Here is a 15,299-nt window from a genome sequence, read left to right as displayed (position 1 = left end):
TTCGGGGATCAGAGGTTCCAGTAAGGGGCGAGCGCGGCGGTCACGGCATCGAGCGCGGTGTCGCCCCGGGTCACGTCGTCGGGGACGTAGGCGATCGGGTCGGGAAGGCTCTGCTCGCGCCCGAGCAGGCCCTCGATCGTCGAGTGCAGGCAGTACGCGGCGTAGCTGCGCGCGTAGCCACCCTCCTGGGTGCAGACGAGCCGGCCGCCGGTCAATTCCCTGGCGAGCTCACCAAGTAGCGTGCCGATGCGGTGGAATCCGGCCATCGTCACGTTGTGCAGCCCGTTGGCGTCGAACGTCGCTGCGTCCTGGCCGGACGCGGCGATGATCAGCTCCGGCCGGTACCGTCGCATCACCGGCGCCACGATCCGTTCGATCGCATCGGCGTACGCGCGGTCGCCCGCGCCGACCGGCAGTTCGATGTTCACGTTGAAGCCGGCGCCGTCGCCGATGCCCAGCTCGTCCGGTGCCCCGGTCTGCGGGTGGGACGGTCCCCAGGCGCCGTGCTTCATGTGGATGGAGAACGTCAGCACGTCGTCGCGGGAGTAGAAGCACTCCTGGGTGCCGTTGCCGTGGTGCACATCCCAGTCGACGATCGCCACCCGGCGAAGTCCGGCGTCACGGGCGCGCTGTGCGGCCAGGGCGGCGTGGGAGAAGACACAATAGCCGTCGGCCCGATCCGGCTGGGCGTGGTGCCCGGGCGGCCGGACCAACGCGTACGCGATGTCGCACTCGCCGGCGAGCACCGCGTCGGTGGCGGCCAAGCAGGTCCCGGCCGCCGCCAGGGTCGGCTCCCAGGAACCTGCGGAGAGCAGAGTGGTGGAGGTGAGATGTCCACCGCCCGCCGCGCACACCTCCTTGATCCCGGCGATGTAGTCCGCGTCGTGGACGGTGCGCAGCTCCTCCTCGGTCGCGAGGCGCCCGGGCCGCCAGGTGAGGAGCGAGGCGACCGGGCCCCGCTCCAGCACAGCCTTCATATTCCGGATCCGCGGCGCGCTCTCCGGGTGGAGTTCCTGCTCGGCGAGCAGGCCGGACGGCGCGGCCTCCCAGAACCCCGACCCGGTGTCGTGGTCGAGGACGCGCGCGTCCCAGAACACATGCACGTCAGCCATGATCACTCCGGCGAGGGGGTCATCGAGTAGACGAAGAACGCGGATTCGGTGCCGACGTTCTCCAGGTGGTACGTCCAGCCCGGGGCGAGGTAGACGCAGTCGTTCGGATTCAGCTCCAGCACCCCCTCGTCCCAGGTCAGACGCAGATGCCCGGTGATGATGAAGTACGTCTCGTCGACCGCGCCGTACCAGTGGTCGCCTTCGGCCATGTCGTTCGCGGCGCGGGAGGACCAGGTGTTGGTCTGTTCGCCCGGGTCCATCCAGGAGGCACCGAGCAGCAGGTTGGAGCCGCAGCGTTCTTTGGTGATCACACGAGAGATGCGGACCTTGGTGACGGCCTCCGCGGCGGGGGTGACCGGGATGTCCGCGAGCGGGATCACCCGCGGCACGGGCCGTACATCAGGCGACATGTCAGTGGACAACGGAGACCTCCAATGGGAAGGGGTACGCCCGGGGATCCGGGCGACCGGGGAAAGACGTCGGTTCGAGCGGAAACCGCGGTCAGCGGAAGAGACGCGGGGGCGGAGCAGGTGACCGCGGATCTGGTGGATGAAGGGGGTGACTCGGGAGGAGAAGCAGTGGCTCCCCAGGGGATGAGGCACTTCGGACGGGGAGGCGTCAACTTGACACGAGTACGCCGTGCTCGATGGGCCAGGTGAGCTGGACTGGTGCGCCGGCGGAGATCTCGCTCCGCGCCGCGGCGGGCTCGCGTACCGTGGCCAGCTCGCCGCAGTCCAACTCGACCGTGACGGTGCTGTGCGCACCCAGGTAGGTCAGACCGGACACGGTGCCGCGGAGCGCGTTGTGACCGGCCGGGACCTGCGCGTCCCCGGGCAGCACGGTGAGCCGCTCGGGCCTGATCACTACGGAAGCGGTGCGGGACGTCGGGCCGGACGGCCCGCCGGAGACACCGGCGCGCGGCACGGCGACGCGGAACCCGCGGCCCTCCAGTGTGGACGGGTCGGTCATCGTGCCGGTCAACACATTCGACTCGCCGAGGAAGCGCGCGACGAACAGCGTCTCGGGCCGCTCGTAGAGGTCCGCGGCGGTGCCGACCTGCTCGATCCGGCCCTCGTTGAACACCGCGATCCGGTCGGACAGTGCCAGCGCCTCCTCCTGGTCATGCGTGACGAAGACGAACGTGATGCCGAGGTCCCGGTGCATCCTGGCGATCTCGCCCTGCAGTTGCTCGCGGAGCTTCTTGTCCAGGGCGCCCAGCGGTTCGTCCATCAGCAGCACCCGCGGGCTGAACACCACGGCCCGGGCCAGCGCCACCCGCTGCTGCTGCCCGCCGGACAACTGCCGGGGCAGCCGGTCCCCCATCCCGCCGAGATGGACCAGGTCCAGCGCATCAGCGACCCGAGTGGCGATCTCCGCCTTGCCGACCTTGCGCTGCTTGAGCGGGAACGCGATGTTCTGCGCCGCCGTCATGTGGGGAAACAAGGCGTAGTGCTGGAAGACCACGCCAAGGTCCCGCTTGTACGGCGGGAGCCCGGCCACGTCGTGCCCGCCGACCTCGATCCTGCCTGAGGTGGCCCGGGTGAATCCGGCGATCATGCTGAGCGTGGTGGTCTTGCCGGATCCGGACGGGCCGAGCAGCGTCATGAACTCTCCGGCCGCGATCTCCAGGTTGACCGCATCGACGGCCGCGGGCGCGTTGCCGTAGCGTTTGGTCAGCTCGGTCAGGTGGACGGCGGCACCGCCCTTATCGTTCGCGGTCCTGGTCATCGGGTCTCCTCCGGGGAGCGCCGCCGCAGCAACTGCGGCAGCAGGATAAGCATGGTCGTGACGACTAGCACGAGCGTGGACGCGGCCGCGATCGTCGGGTCGGTCTCTACCGTCACGCTGGAGAACATCTGCACCGGCAGGGTGTGCAGCTCTGGGCTCTGCAGGTACAGCGCGATCACGACCTCGTCCAGCGAGGTGACGAAGGCGAAGACCGCGCCCGACAGCACTCCCGGCAGGATCAGCGGCAGCGTGACCTGGAAGAACGTGGTGAGCGGGCCCGCCCCGAGCGAGGCGGCCGCTTGCTCCAGCCGCCGGTCGTACCCGCGCAGCACGGCCGACACCGCGACGATCACGAACGGGATCGCCAGCGCGGTGTGCGCGAGCACGAAGCCGAGCGTGGTGCCGGCCAGTCCCCATTTCAGGAACACCGCGTACACGCCGATCGCGGCGACGATCTGCGGCACGATCATCGGGGACAGCAGCAGCCCGTTGATCAGTCCCTTGCCGGGGACCCGTCCCGAGTCCAGGGCGAGCGCCGCGGCGGTGCCGAGGGCGGACGCCAGCACAGCCACCAGCAGCGCGATGCGCACTGAGGTGAGCAGCGCGTCCCGCCATCCGGGGTCGGTGAAGAAGTTCTGGTACCAACGCAGCGACCAGCTCTCCGGCGGGAATGTGAAGCTCGCCTTGCCGGTGAAGGACAGGGGGATCACGATCAGGGTGGGCGCGATCAGCACCGCGCCGACCAGGGCGCCCCACATTCGGAGGCCGACGCCACCCCGCAGTTCGTTCTCGCCCATCAGTCCTCTTCCTTCAGGCCGAGCATCGAGGTGGGGCGGGCCACCCGGGACACGGCGAGCAGCAGTAGTCCGGTCAGCGCGAGCAGTACCAGGGACAGCGCGCCGGCGCCGCCGAAGTCGAGCAGCTTCTCCACCTTGGTCCCGATGACCTGGGCGATCAGGGACTGCTGCGGTGAGCCCAACAGGCGCGGCGTGATGTAGAAGCCGAGCGCGAGGACGAACACCAGCGTGTAACCCGCCACCACGCCCGGCATGGACAGCGGCAGATAGATCCGGCCGAACACGGTGCGCCGCGGAGCGCCGAGGCTCGCCGCCGCGGACAGCAGCCTGCGGTCGATACCGCTCATCGCGCTGTAGAGCGGCAGCACCATGTACGGCAGCAGCACCTGCACCATGCCGAGCGCGACTCCGACGGCCGTGCCCAGCAGCGGCTTCTCCCCCAGGCCGGTCAGCTTCGCCAGTGGACCGCCGTCCTGCAGCAGGACGATCCACGCGAAGTTCCGGGCCATCAGACTGGTCCAGAACGGAAGCAGCACCAGCGCCATCAGCACCGCCCTCCAGCGGAGCGACACGACCGTCATCAGATGCGCGTACGGATAAGCGAGAACCAGGGTCAAAGTCGCGACGCCGAACGCTGTGACCACCGTCCGGGTCAGCACACGCAGCGTCACCGGGTCGGCGAACACGTCGCGCAGGTTCTGCAGACCGAGGTGCGGCTCGCTGAACGCCCGCCACACGATGTCGGCCACCGGGTATGCGAAGAACACGAGCAGCATCACCAGTGCGGGGGCCAACAGGAGCAGGCCGCGGGGGCGACGCCCTCGGCGCGTTGCCGCCACGATGGTGCCGGCTACTGGGGTGAGTGGCGTAGTGGTGGTCATGGCGCCGCGATCAGCCCGTGGTCCAGGCGGTCCAGCGCTTGGTGGCCTCGTCCATGTTGGCACCCCACCAAGCCGCGTCCTGGAAGTAGCCGGCCTGCTGGATGTCGTCGCGGGCGGTGTTCCACTCCTCCGCGAGGTCGTCCAACTGCGGCTTGGCGTCGATGTTGATCGGCGCGTACGGTTGCTTCTCGGCGAACGTGGCCTGCGGCTCGGCGCCGGTCGCGTAGGCGATGAAACTCATGGCTAGGTCCTTGTGCGGCGCCCCCTTGGGCACCATTAGCACGGCGTAGGCCAGCATGTTGTCCTTCCATGCGGCCTTGTAGGGTGCGCCGTTCTTGGCGGCCATGTACGCGCGGCCGGACCAGATGAGCGCCATGTCGGCCTGCTTGGACTCCAGTGCCTGCTGGCTCTGCGCCGAGGTATCCCAGAAGGTGAGGTCTTTCTTGATGGAGTCGAGCTTGCGGAACGCCCGGTCGTAGTCCAGTGGGTAGAGCTGGTCCTTGGCCACGCCGTCACCGATCAGTGCCGCCTCGATCGCGCCGCCGGAGGCGAATCCGGGGGCCAGGCGCTTGCCGGGAAACTTGGCGGTGTCGAAGAAGTCGGCTGTAGAGGTCGGAGGGTTCGCACCGTATTTGTCCTTGTTGTAGACGAGGACAAGCGAGTACATCGCGTCGGGGACAGCGCAGTCGCTGACCGTACCAGGCGGGAACTTCGACTTGTCGATCTTGGTGAAGTCGAGCTTCTCCGCGTACGTGCCGCAGACGCCGACCGGGAAGTACGGCTCGGTGTCGACGACATCCCAGGTCACCCGGCCGGCGTCGACCATCGTCTTGATCTTTGCGTAGTCGGTCGGCTGGTCCTGGACGGTGGTGACGCCTTCCCGCTTGGCCCACGGGGTCAGCCAGCTGTCGGCCTGGGCCTGCTGGTAGCCGCTTCCGTAGGAGGTGAAGGTCAGCTTCTTGTCTGCGGAGGCGCCGGACCCCTCCGACCCGTCAGAACCGCCGCAAGCCGCTGTGAGCAGAGTGAGGGCTGCGCCAGCCGCCGCCAACAACCGTCCACGAGACGTCACGAGCATGGGGATCTCCGTCCACTGGACTCAACAATAAGGTCTTATTATGGGAACGTAGGCGTAGAACGCAATAGCCTCTACCCACTTGGCCCTCCAGCACCTAAGGCAGGACAGGCATGCCCGAAAACTCGTCGGACACCAGCGGTAACCGCAGGTCAGGCGAGGGAGTCGACACACTCGCCGCGCGGCGCAGACTCCAGATCATCTCTGCGGCGAGCGAGGTCATCTGCCGGCGCGGCGTCGACGGGGCGCGGTTGAAGGACATCGCGGACGAGGCCGGAGTCTCGCTCGGGATGCTCCAGCACTACTTCCGGCACCGCGAGGCGCTGATCGACGAGACGATCAGCGCGATGCTCGAACTCACCCTCGCCACCTGGCGCTCGGTGCAAAGTCACGAGCCCGACCCCGTGCGCAGGCTGTTCGCGCTGCTGCGCTTCCAGGTCGCCGGGTGGGCGCCGTTCGAGAAACGCTGGGCATTCTGGATGGAGTTCTGGGCCGTCGCGCACCGCGACGCCAAACTCGGAGGCCACGCCCGCGACGTCTACCAGCGATGGGGCGAGCCGTTCCGCTCCACGATCGACGAGGGCGCGAAGCTGGGCGCTTTCCGTCCGGTGTTCCCGATCGACCGCCTGGTCGTCCTGCTCATGTCACTGGCCGACGGCACCGCGGTCCGCGTGCTGTACGAGCCGGAGTCGCTCGACGAGGAGGGCATGTATGCGCTGCTCGTGGAGACCGCCTGCGCGCTGCTGCGGATTGAGGAGCCGGTGCGGGATACCGCGCTGGCCGCCCTGCCGCAGGTGATAAGCCACAACTACCCCAACGAGCCCATCGAGTCCGAAGACATCGACTGGTCCCCTCTGATCGGCCTGATCTGACACGTGATCGGCCGTAGATGTTCTCGAACAGCACCGCGTCGTCCAACTGTTCGCGGCGCAGCATCTGGTGGAACCGCTCACCTTCCCGGTCGCGGTCGGAGATCGTGGTTCGGTCAGCCGGTGGGTGATGCCGTTGTCGCGGCAGGTGCGATCGAGCCGTACCTCCCCGCCCTTTCCGAACCGCTCAGTGAGCTGCTTGCCGTTGTGGGTGAGCCCCCCATCCGGCGCCCCGAATGTCCGCAGCGCTTGGGCGAAGACCAGGCACACCCACACGCCCGGTGGGACGGGCTACCACAGGTGATCACACAATGGTGTCGGGTGGCCGGAGGGAGTCTCACCCTCCGGCTCCCACAGATCCGGACGTAAACCTCTCGGCTTATCCGGCTCCTGTCATCCGGCCCGGGCCGTTGCTGATCTCCGCTGGGTGTCCCATCTCCAGTGGGCAAGGAGCCCCGGGTGGGACTCCTTGATCCCGGCCAGAGTCCGGTATGCCTGTCCAGAGGCCTGGCGTAGATGCTTGTACTTGCGCCTGGCGGATACCGGTCGATATGGAAGAGCACGTTGGCTGCCGCTGCCGGGCTGAATCGCCCGAAGTAGGCTGCCCACGCCCCAGCCTTGGCGTTGGTGATCGCGGCGACTATGTGCTCGTCCGCCGCTTCGACGATTCTCCGAGCCAGATCGGGTTGGCTCCACATCCGGTTACGCCGCTCAGTACGCAGTCGTTCAGCCCATGCGGGGGCACGCTCGGCGACCATCGACACACCTCCGGGCAGGCGAGGCTATCCGTTCGTGTCCGTTCGTGTCCTTATCTGTCATCTGTTCACTGCCTGCTCGTGATCAGTCAAATAGGGGTGTGCAATCCCAAGCACGTACCGAGGGCCGGCTGGCACCTGGTCTTGTGAGGGTTCTGTCCAGCGTGACCGATTTCTGATCACGATGCCCCGTCGGGCCCAGTCCCCGACCTAAGCCGACAGAGGCCGCAACCGTGTCAACGAACGATGCACCAGCTCAGGGGATCGATCCGCGGGTTCCCAACGCCGCCCGCATCTACGACTACCTGATCGGCGGTAAGGACACCTTCGCCGCCGACCGCGAGGCGGCCGAGGCCCTGGTCCGGATCGTGCCGGGGCTCCGCGAGCGAGCCCGCGAGAATCGGGAGTTCCTCGCCCGCACCGTACGTCACCTGGCCACCGAGGAAGGCGTGCGCCAGTTCCTCGATATCGGCTCCGGGCTCCCCACCCCAGACAACGTCCACCAGATCGTCAACCGCTTCACACCGGACGGCCGAGTCGCCTACGTGGACAGCGACGAGATCGCCGTCGTACACGGCCGCGCGCTCATGGCCGGCCCCGCCGACGGCCCGGTACGCATGGTGCATGCGGACATACGCGACACTGCAGCGCTGCTGAGCCATCCTGACATCGTCGGCCTGTTCGACCACGGACACCCCATCACGGTCGTCATGATCGCGCTGCTGCACTTCCTCCCCGGTGACGAGGCGCGCCGGATCGTGGGCACGATCCGCGACTGGTTTCCTTCGGGGGAGCTTCCTGGTGATCAGTCACGCCGCCCCCGGCGACATGAACCAGGAAGCTCAGCGGGAAGGGCTCGCGGTCTACGAGCGGGCGAACATGCAGATCACCATGCGCTCTGTGGAGCAGATCACGAGCCTATTCGAGGGATTCCAACTCTCCCCGGACGGGGTCGTACCCGTCTCCGAGTGGCGGCCGGAGAACGACTACCGAGAAGCGCCTCCGCACGGCGGGCACTTCACCGGCGGAGTCGCCCGGCTCATGACCAGTGAAGCTTGTGCACACCTGATCATGCCCGCCGCAGGCCATGGCCCTTGCTCAGGTTTCACATATCTGACACAGCAGCCTTTCGTGGTGTGAAAAGACCAGCACCACGTCCCGTGAATGGACCCCTGAACCCTGGAGTTCTCATCTGATGACGATCAACCTCGAGCGGGCCGTCGAGCACCTTGAGAAGCTCGCGATGGAGCTGGAGAACCGTCGCTTCGCCGTACGGATGCATGCTCCCCGAGACCGCGCGCCCCACCTGAACGTGATCAACACCGCCGCCCCTGTACTGACGGAGAAGGTTCTCGCTGCTCCCGACTCCGACGGAACCTGGGCCTTCCACTTCCCCTGGCCCCAGCTCATTGCCCCCGTCCACGACATCCGCGCCGCCGCCGACCGGATCGAACGTGTCCTCGCCGAAGTGGACCGTTAGTCTCGAGCAGGCCCACCGGCGGACACGTTGTCGGGCATTCCACGCCAACTGCTCATCCCACGCTGGTGGGACCAAGGGCAGGGGCTCATCGACGGTCCATCCGCCTGATGGATGGTTACGAGACGCCTACGCGGATGCGCAGCTTCCTCGACCCAGACCTGGTCGGCCATCCCATGAGCACCCTGGAGAACAATGAGGCCCACCATGTCCATCGTCGCCGAGCTCATCACTGTCACCAAGCAGCTCGGGATCAAGGACGTCACGTTGGCCGGGGCGGTAGGTGTCCACCCAGGGACCGTCTCCAGGTGGAGATGCGGCTCTGTCGGGCTGTCCTACAGCAACGCCCTCGCCTGGGCGGCGTACATCGAGCGGCGCTTGGCCGCAGTCGATGAGGCCGGCGACGTCGTCGCGGAAGGTGAGAAGATCCCTGGACAGCTTCGCGCGCTGCGAGAACGGGCTGGGCTGGTCAAGGGTGAGGTGGCTGAGCGTTCCGGTATGTCGGTCCACGTCGTCGCCTACCACGAGCGGGCTGCCCACTCGCCGTTCCTTGGAACTATTGATCGCCAACTGAGCGCCCTTGGTTACCGGCTGGCCCTCCTGATCTCTGGCAGGCCTCCGGTTGAGGCCCCCGAACCGACCATCCCACCCGAGGTTGGTCCCGGAGGTCTGCCAGACCAAGCACTCCAGCCCCGAAATGAACATTCGTTTCCGTGCCACTTTACGGGCAGAAAGCATGCGGGGAGGCGAAGTATAGATTTCAGATCTGAACCACCAAACAAGTAGACCGATTTCAATTATTCTTCCAGTTAGCCGTGCCATTAAGGCGTAGTCTGCGGATATGAACATCGATACGACTAATACCCTTGAACTCCGCAACGCGATGGTCGATCGGCTGCGTGAGTCCGGGATCATCACGGACACGCGAGTTGAGGACGCGATGCGTCGCGTTCCTCGGCATCTATTCATTCCGCAGGCCCATTTTCAGCGGGCCTACACCGGCGAGTCAGTCGTCACCCATCGGGACGAGCAAGGAGTAGCCACCAGCTCCGTGTCAGAGGCAGGCATCGTCGCGGTCATGCTGCAACAGCTGGACGTCCAGCCAGGCCACCGCATCCTGGAGATCGGCGCAGGAACCGGATACAACGCCGCACTGCTCGCCGAGATGACCGGGCCGGCGGGGACGGTGACCAGCATCGACATCGACGCGCAGGTCGCGCGGGAGGCAGCGGAAAACCTGGCAGCCGCCGGATACGACACGGTGAGAGTAGCGTGCGGGGACGGCGACCTCGGCGACGTCACGTCCGCGCCCTTCGATCGGATCATCGTCACAGCCGGGGCCTGGGACCTGCCTCACGCGTGGCAAGAGCAGCTCGCACCAGGCGGCGTGCTGGTGGTGCCGCTGCGCATGCGCGGCCTGACCCGCTCCATCGCGCTGCAGTGGGAGGATGGGCGGTGGCGCAGCAGGTCAATGTACGAGTGCGGGTTCATGCCGATCCGCGGCCTTGGCGGTATCGCCGAGAGAAATGTCCAGCTCGGAGGCGACTCCGGTGTCTTCATTCGCACGGATGAGGGCCGGGAAGCCGATCCGGAGGCGCTCGGCACCGCCCTCAAGCACCCGCCGACGGTGCGGTGGACGGGCGCGATCACCCGCAACGCCAAGCACGTCGACCTGTGGCTGTCGCACTTGGATGGATTCTGCCGGATGATCGCGACGGCACCGGCGTTGGAGCGCGGGCTGGTCAGGCCGATCTACCCCTGGGGCAGCATGGCAGTGGTCACCAGCAACAGCTTCGCCTACCTGCTACAACGCCCATCCGGCACTGACACCGACGGCAAGCAGCTCATCGAGCTCGGGGTCTGCGCGTACGGTCCAGACGGCGACAAGCTCGCCGCAATGGTCGCCGGGCGCATGACCGCCTGGCAGCACGCCCGAGCCTCGCTGTCTGATCTGTGGGTCGAGGTCTACCCCGCCGACGCCGCGAACGTCCCCGACGGCGTGCTGAATATCACCAAACGCAACACGCATGTGGTGATTCGATCCGGCTCCTGACGCAGAAATCGTCATTGGCCATAATTAGCACGGAGAGAAATTCGCCGTGCCCAAGAAACCAGGAATTCGACACCTGAAAAACTTATGCTTTTCCGGTCTGATTCCTACGACATTTCGCCGCAGCGGCGTAACGTCAGCGCTATGAAAAACACCCGGGTTACCGACCCATTCGCCGACCTGTTCACGCTCGACCCGCACGTCGGAGCGGCCGACAACTTAAACGGCCACACGCCGTCGGGTGACTGCACCAACGACGGCTGCACCGGAAGCTGCGTAGGCTGCTGACCGAGTAGCGACACGATGAAAGCAACCGACGGCGAGCCGCCCCGCAAGCAGCCCGCACGGCAGAGGCGGGGCACGACACACCCTTTCGTGGCGTGTCCCGCGATCACAGGACTTGGTCGCATCCCTCTACTGCCTGCGCTCCCTGAGGCAGAGGCGGCTACAAGGACCATCCGAGATCACCTGCTGGCTGAGGGTGTGTTCCTCGCATCCCGGCAGGCGAGCGCTGCCGATCCCCAAAGTGACCGCCTTGCGGTGACACTCCGGGGGTACGAGATACGGGCCCGATGGCGGCCCACACCGCATGGCATCTTCGCCGGGGTGGCTCCCGTCGGTTTCCACCCCCGTTCCGCCCAGCTGAGGCTGGGCGAAGACCATCGCGCCCGTAGCAATCCAAGCTCGGCATGGCTGTCGGCTGTCAGCTCCCTACTCGTGGACGAGCAGGGAGTGCTGGCAAATCTCACCCTGACCGCCAACAACCTCACCGTCCATCGCGGTGACCGGCTGGAGAGCGAGCTGCAGGGCGCCCCTGGTGGGGCCGGGCCTTCACGCATCACCGTCCGCGCGACGGAGGCCACCATTTCGATAATGCATTTGTGTCAGACGGGCATGAGCTACGGCGCGTTGACCGCCGAGATGACCCGACGTTGGCCTCACGCCTCCGAGCAGACCGTCTCCGCCGCGGTAATCGGCCTGGTACAGGCCGGGTTCCTGCTGACGGATCTCCTGCCGGATGACATCACCACCGACCCACTCGCCCATCTGACGGCCAAGCTGCCGCGCGCGCACCCGCTTCGGGCATCCCTGACGCGGATGCGGTCACTGCTCGCCGCCGCGGACGAGCATCCCCCAAGGGAGGTGGCTCGCCTGCAGGCATTGGCCGCCGCCCGGGATCTAGCCGATCAGATCGTCTTCCAGGAGCGGCCTTTGACTGTCGACGTGGCCGCTGACGCGGATCTCACACTTCCCGAAGCCCTGGCTCGCGAGGCTGCTGAGGCCGCGGGGGTCCTGTGGCTGGTCAGCGAAGGACACGACCAGCTCACCGGCTTTCACGACAGGTTCTTGGACCGGTACGGCCCGCGCCGGCGGGTTCCGCTGCTGGAGGCCACCGACCCCGCCACCGGCCTGGGCCTTGATTTCCCCGACAGCGTCAACTCCGGCTCACCCGCGCGTTCGACCGCGCTGGCCGCCCTGTACTACAGGGCCCTCGCATCAGGCGCCAACGAAGTCATCCTCAACGACGCCGACGTCCAGGCCCTGAGCCACCCGCCAGACCCGACAGCGCTTGCGCCCCGGACCGCCGAGATCTACGTACGCGTCCTGGCCGACTCCGAAGCCGAACTCGAGGCGGGACGATTCCGGCTGGCGACCTGCCCGCGAGGTGGCTCCCAGGACGGCGGTTCGACCAATGGCCGTTTCGTCAGCATGCTGCCCGATCTCCGCGGAGGCGGCGACTGTGCCGCTGACGCTTTGATCGCGGAGCTCGTCGTGGCACCTCGCGCCACAGGTGTGCGATCCCTCGCTGTGCCGACCGGGCTGGCCCCGGCCCGCATCCCCGTCGGCGTTCCCGCCAAGGCAGGAGACCTGCCGCTCACCGACTTGCAACTGGCCTCCGACGGGCGGCTTCTGACCGTATGGTCGGCAAGCCGTGACCAGCAGGTGATCCCCGTGCTCTACTCGCGGCTCGCGCCCAGGCTGCTGCCACCGTTAGCCCGCTTCCTGCAGTTGGCCGGCCGCGCAGGAACTCGGCCCTGGCGCACCTGGTCATGGGGTCCCTTCGAGGACTCCCCGTTCCAGCCTCGCGTCCGCTACGGACAGACGATCATCGCCCCGGCCCGCTGGGTACTTCCTCCTGATCTTCTCGCCTCAGCTCATTCCTCCGCGGCTTGGCGTCAGGCGCTACAGGAGTGGAAGGCGTCGATGACGCCTTCGCCGCCCGACATCGTGATCACCGACGATGCCGACCTGCGCATCCCGCTGGATCTGCACAGACCAGACGATCAGGAGGTTCTGCGCCGCCACGCTCGGCGGGGACTGATCGCGGTCACTGAACAGCCCGGAGGCCCCGGCGCCGTCCAGGCCGTCCTTCCCGGCCCCATGGGACGGCACGTCCTCGAGGTCTCGGTGCCTCTCGCCCGCCGCCCATCCCGGCAGGAGGGGCGCACTCCGTCCGATGTCTCGACCCGACCGGCCGGACAAGGCCTGTACCTGCCTGGCAGTACGTGGCTGTCGCTGGCGATACGCAGCCCTCAGCACTGCCACGACGAGCTGCTCGCAGGCCTCGCGCTCCTCGCGGATCGGCACGCTGTCGACGTTGACCACTGGTTCTGGCTGCGGTACTTCACCACCGCATACGGGCACCACTTGCGCGTCCGATTCCACGGGCACCCGACCGTTCTCACTGGCCGGCTCCTACCTGCGCTCTCCACCTGGTGCTCTGAGAAGATCGCCCAACGCTTGGCGGGCGGGCTCATCGTCGAACCCTACGAGCAGGAGATCGAGCGCTACGGCGGTCACGCGTCAATCCAGCTTGCCGAAGTCGTCTTCGCAGCAGACAGCCGACTCGTGCTCACCGCCTTGGCCGCCACCCGCGACCCCGACCAGCGTCTTGTCTTCGCGGCCCTGTCTGCGGCCACCATCGCCACCACCGTCGCCGACGGTGACACCAGCGCCTTGGGCGGTCGGCACCTCGGCCGGGCCGACCGCACGCGCTTGTCGCGCCTGCGCCCGGTGGTGCGGGACGCCTACCGTAACCGCACCACACCCCTACTGCCGCAGACCCATCCCGCCTGGACAGCTCGCCAAGACGCCCTCGACTCTTACCGTGACACGCTCAACCCTCAGCAGCGCGCCCGGTGCGCCTTCTCACTGATCCACATGCACGCCAACCGACTGCTCGGCGGCAACGTCGACGAGCCCCTCGCCCGAGCACTCGCAGCCGATCTGCTCGCCCTTCCCTCATGACCACCGCCGCAGCACAACAAGCACTCAGCGTCGCAGAACGGCTGGCCGACCCCGCCACCGTCGTGGCGGCAGCGCGGGACTCCACCGGGATTTCCCTGGCTCACGGGCTAGCTGGGACGGCGCTCCTGCATGCTCGCCTGTCCGGCACCGACCCTAGATTCGCTGCCGCGGCAACCGACCACTGGACTGCCGCGGCTGCCCACGCCAGAAAGTCTGGCGTGGCCAGTGTGGGCGTCTTCGGGGATGGCGGCGGCTTGGCTTCATCCCTCATCATCGGCTCCGGCTACCTGCCCGACCCCGAACCGCACCTTCCCACCATCCGGCGAGCCGCCCGGTGGCTGTCCGCTGGCGCCGTCGGCCTGGCCCGCCGCCACCAAGTGCGTCGTCAGAATGGCGACTCGGCGCTGGCCTGGGCGGTTTACGACTCGATCAACGGCTTGTCCGGTATCGGCCGTGTTCTCCTCGCAGCGCATGCTGCGGGACACCCTCACGCCGAACCTGGGCTTCTGGCCTCCCTGCACACCCTCACCGAGCTGATCAACACCAGCCAGGGGGCCAAGCCCGGCTGGTGGCTCCCGGCGCACCGGCATCCGTCAGGAGTACGAGTCCACCCGTCCGGCGCGGCCACCACCGGTCTTGCCCATGGCATCGCAGGTCCCCTCGCGTTCCTGGCGATCGCCAGCCGCGCGGGCCTCCAGGTCGACGGGCAGGCCGCCGCCATCCGCCGTGCGGCGGACTGGCTCACGCGGTGGCGGGTCGGCACAACTTACCGTTGGCCGCCGTACATCACCGGCGACCAACTCGACGGCGAGGCGGCCCCACCGGTTCCTGGGCGGGCGGACGCGTGGTGCTACGGCACCCCCGGCATCGGCCGCGCTCTCATCAGCGCCGGGGAAGCACTCCGCGACCCAGAGCTTGTGGCAGTGGGCCACGCCGCACTCGATTCCCTCTCTCACCAGCCGAGCGACCGGTGGGATGTCGAGGGCCCGACCCTGTGCCACGGGGCATCCGGTGTCCTCCAATGCGCTGCGGTCGGCGCTCCAGGGGTCGCAGTCCTTGCAGCCGATCTGGTCACCACGGCGTACGATCCGCGGCACCGCTTCGGTTTCCAGCACCATCATCGGGGCGTCATCACCGACGAACCGGACCTGCTCACCGGAGCGGCCGGTGTCGCCCTCGCGCTGGCCGACCACAGCAAGCTTCCAGGGTTATCTACCAGCACGCGGTGGGATGCCCTCCTACTTCTCTCCTGATAGCCCGACTGCCGTCGGCTCGCAAGCGGTAGGCCCGTCGCGTACGTCGGCTGCCT

The 15,299-nt window shown here is 67.4% G+C and carries 14 protein-coding genes and 2 pseudogenes; 9 read left to right on the top strand and 7 right to left on the bottom strand.

Annotated elements, in window-relative coordinates; translation table 11 throughout:
• Nucleotides 1-8: 8 nt before the first annotated feature.
• The 6 genes from QSK17_RS11570 to QSK17_RS11545 all read right to left on the bottom strand — a co-directional run bounded on the left by QSK17_RS11570 (nt 9) and on the right by QSK17_RS11545 (nt 5,593).
• Nucleotides 9-1,112: a class II histone deacetylase gene (locus QSK17_RS11570; RefSeq protein WP_285704647.1), complete on the bottom strand. Its 1,104-nt coding sequence runs from the start codon at nt 1,110-1,112 to the stop codon at nt 9-11.
• Between the two features lie 2 nt (nt 1,113-1,114).
• Nucleotides 1,115-1,534 (bottom strand): cupin domain-containing protein, encoded by a 420-nt coding sequence (locus QSK17_RS11565; RefSeq protein ID WP_285704646.1) that lies wholly within the window; start codon nt 1,532-1,534, stop codon nt 1,115-1,117.
• A 196-nt stretch (nt 1,535-1,730) separates the two neighbouring features.
• Nucleotides 1,731-2,840 carry an ABC transporter ATP-binding protein gene (locus tag QSK17_RS11560; RefSeq protein ID WP_285704645.1) on the bottom strand — a complete coding sequence of 370 codons (1,110 nt, stop codon included), beginning with the start codon at nt 2,838-2,840 and terminating at the stop codon, nt 1,731-1,733.
• On the bottom strand, nt 2,837-3,637 hold the full coding sequence (locus QSK17_RS11555; RefSeq protein ID WP_285704644.1) for an ABC transporter permease: 801 nt from the start codon (nt 3,635-3,637) through the stop codon (nt 2,837-2,839). The genes QSK17_RS11560 and QSK17_RS11555 overlap by 4 nt, the downstream gene beginning before the upstream one ends.
• A complete protein-coding gene (locus QSK17_RS11550; RefSeq protein WP_285704643.1) occupies nt 3,637-4,431 on the bottom strand; it encodes an ABC transporter permease in 795 nt (264 codons plus the stop codon). Before QSK17_RS11550 ends, QSK17_RS11555 begins: the two co-directional genes overlap by 1 nt.
• 97 nt (nt 4,432-4,528) lie before the next feature.
• Nucleotides 4,529-5,593 (bottom strand): ABC transporter substrate-binding protein, encoded by a 1,065-nt coding sequence (locus QSK17_RS11545; protein WP_285704642.1) that lies wholly within the window; start codon nt 5,591-5,593, stop codon nt 4,529-4,531.
• A 110-nt stretch (nt 5,594-5,703) separates the two neighbouring features.
• On the opposite strand from QSK17_RS11545, the gene QSK17_RS11540 reads away from it, so the two are divergent.
• Nucleotides 5,704-6,462 carry a TetR/AcrR family transcriptional regulator gene (locus QSK17_RS11540; protein WP_285704641.1) on the top strand — a complete coding sequence of 253 codons (759 nt, stop codon included), beginning with the start codon at nt 5,704-5,706 and terminating at the stop codon, nt 6,460-6,462.
• A 16-nt stretch (nt 6,463-6,478) separates the two neighbouring features.
• Here the strand turns inward: QSK17_RS11540 and QSK17_RS11535 are convergent.
• Nucleotides 6,479-6,729, bottom strand: a pseudogene (locus tag QSK17_RS11535) (IS481 family transposase); the annotation flags it as partial.
• Nucleotides 6,730-7,447: 718 nt separating this feature from the next.
• On the opposite strand from QSK17_RS11535, the pseudogene QSK17_RS11530 reads away from it, so the two are divergent.
• The 8 genes and pseudogenes from QSK17_RS11530 to QSK17_RS11495 form a co-directional block, all read left to right on the top strand.
• Nucleotides 7,448-7,948, top strand: a pseudogene (locus tag QSK17_RS11530) (SAM-dependent methyltransferase); the annotation flags it as partial.
• Nucleotides 7,949-8,015: 67 nt separating this feature from the next.
• Nucleotides 8,016-8,354 carry an SAM-dependent methyltransferase gene (locus tag QSK17_RS11525; RefSeq protein WP_352231787.1) on the top strand — a complete coding sequence of 113 codons (339 nt, stop codon included), beginning with the start codon at nt 8,016-8,018 and terminating at the stop codon, nt 8,352-8,354.
• 55 nt (nt 8,355-8,409) lie between these two features.
• Entirely contained in the window at nt 8,410-8,694 is a 285-nt protein-coding gene (locus tag QSK17_RS11520) for a hypothetical protein (protein WP_285704639.1), read from the top strand.
• Nucleotides 8,695-8,898: 204 nt separating this feature from the next.
• Entirely contained in the window at nt 8,899-9,477 is a 579-nt protein-coding gene (locus tag QSK17_RS11515) for a helix-turn-helix domain-containing protein (RefSeq protein WP_285704638.1), read from the top strand.
• Between the two features lie 55 nt (nt 9,478-9,532).
• Complete coding sequence (gene fxlM, locus QSK17_RS11510; RefSeq protein WP_285704636.1) at nt 9,533-10,744, top strand: methyltransferase, FxLD system; 1,212 nt, start codon at nt 9,533-9,535, stop codon at nt 10,742-10,744.
• Nucleotides 10,745-10,885: 141 nt separating this feature from the next.
• Nucleotides 10,886-11,029 (top strand): hypothetical protein, encoded by a 144-nt coding sequence (locus tag QSK17_RS11505; RefSeq protein ID WP_285704635.1) that lies wholly within the window; start codon nt 10,886-10,888, stop codon nt 11,027-11,029.
• 15 nt (nt 11,030-11,044) lie between these two features.
• Entirely contained in the window at nt 11,045-13,990 is a 2,946-nt protein-coding gene (locus QSK17_RS11500) for a lantibiotic dehydratase (protein ID WP_285704634.1), read from the top strand.
• Complete coding sequence (locus QSK17_RS11495; RefSeq protein WP_285704633.1) at nt 13,987-15,243, top strand: lanthionine synthetase C family protein; 1,257 nt, start codon at nt 13,987-13,989, stop codon at nt 15,241-15,243. Before QSK17_RS11500 ends, QSK17_RS11495 begins: the two co-directional genes overlap by 4 nt.
• Nucleotides 15,244-15,299 lie beyond the last annotated feature (56 nt).

Source organism: Microtetraspora sp. NBRC 16547, assembly GCF_030268965.1.
In the GTDB taxonomy this organism is placed as follows: domain Bacteria; phylum Actinomycetota; class Actinomycetes; order Streptosporangiales; family Streptosporangiaceae; genus Microtetraspora.
Note: the sequence above shows the minus strand (reverse complement) of the source record. Positions and strands in the feature narration are given on the sequence as shown.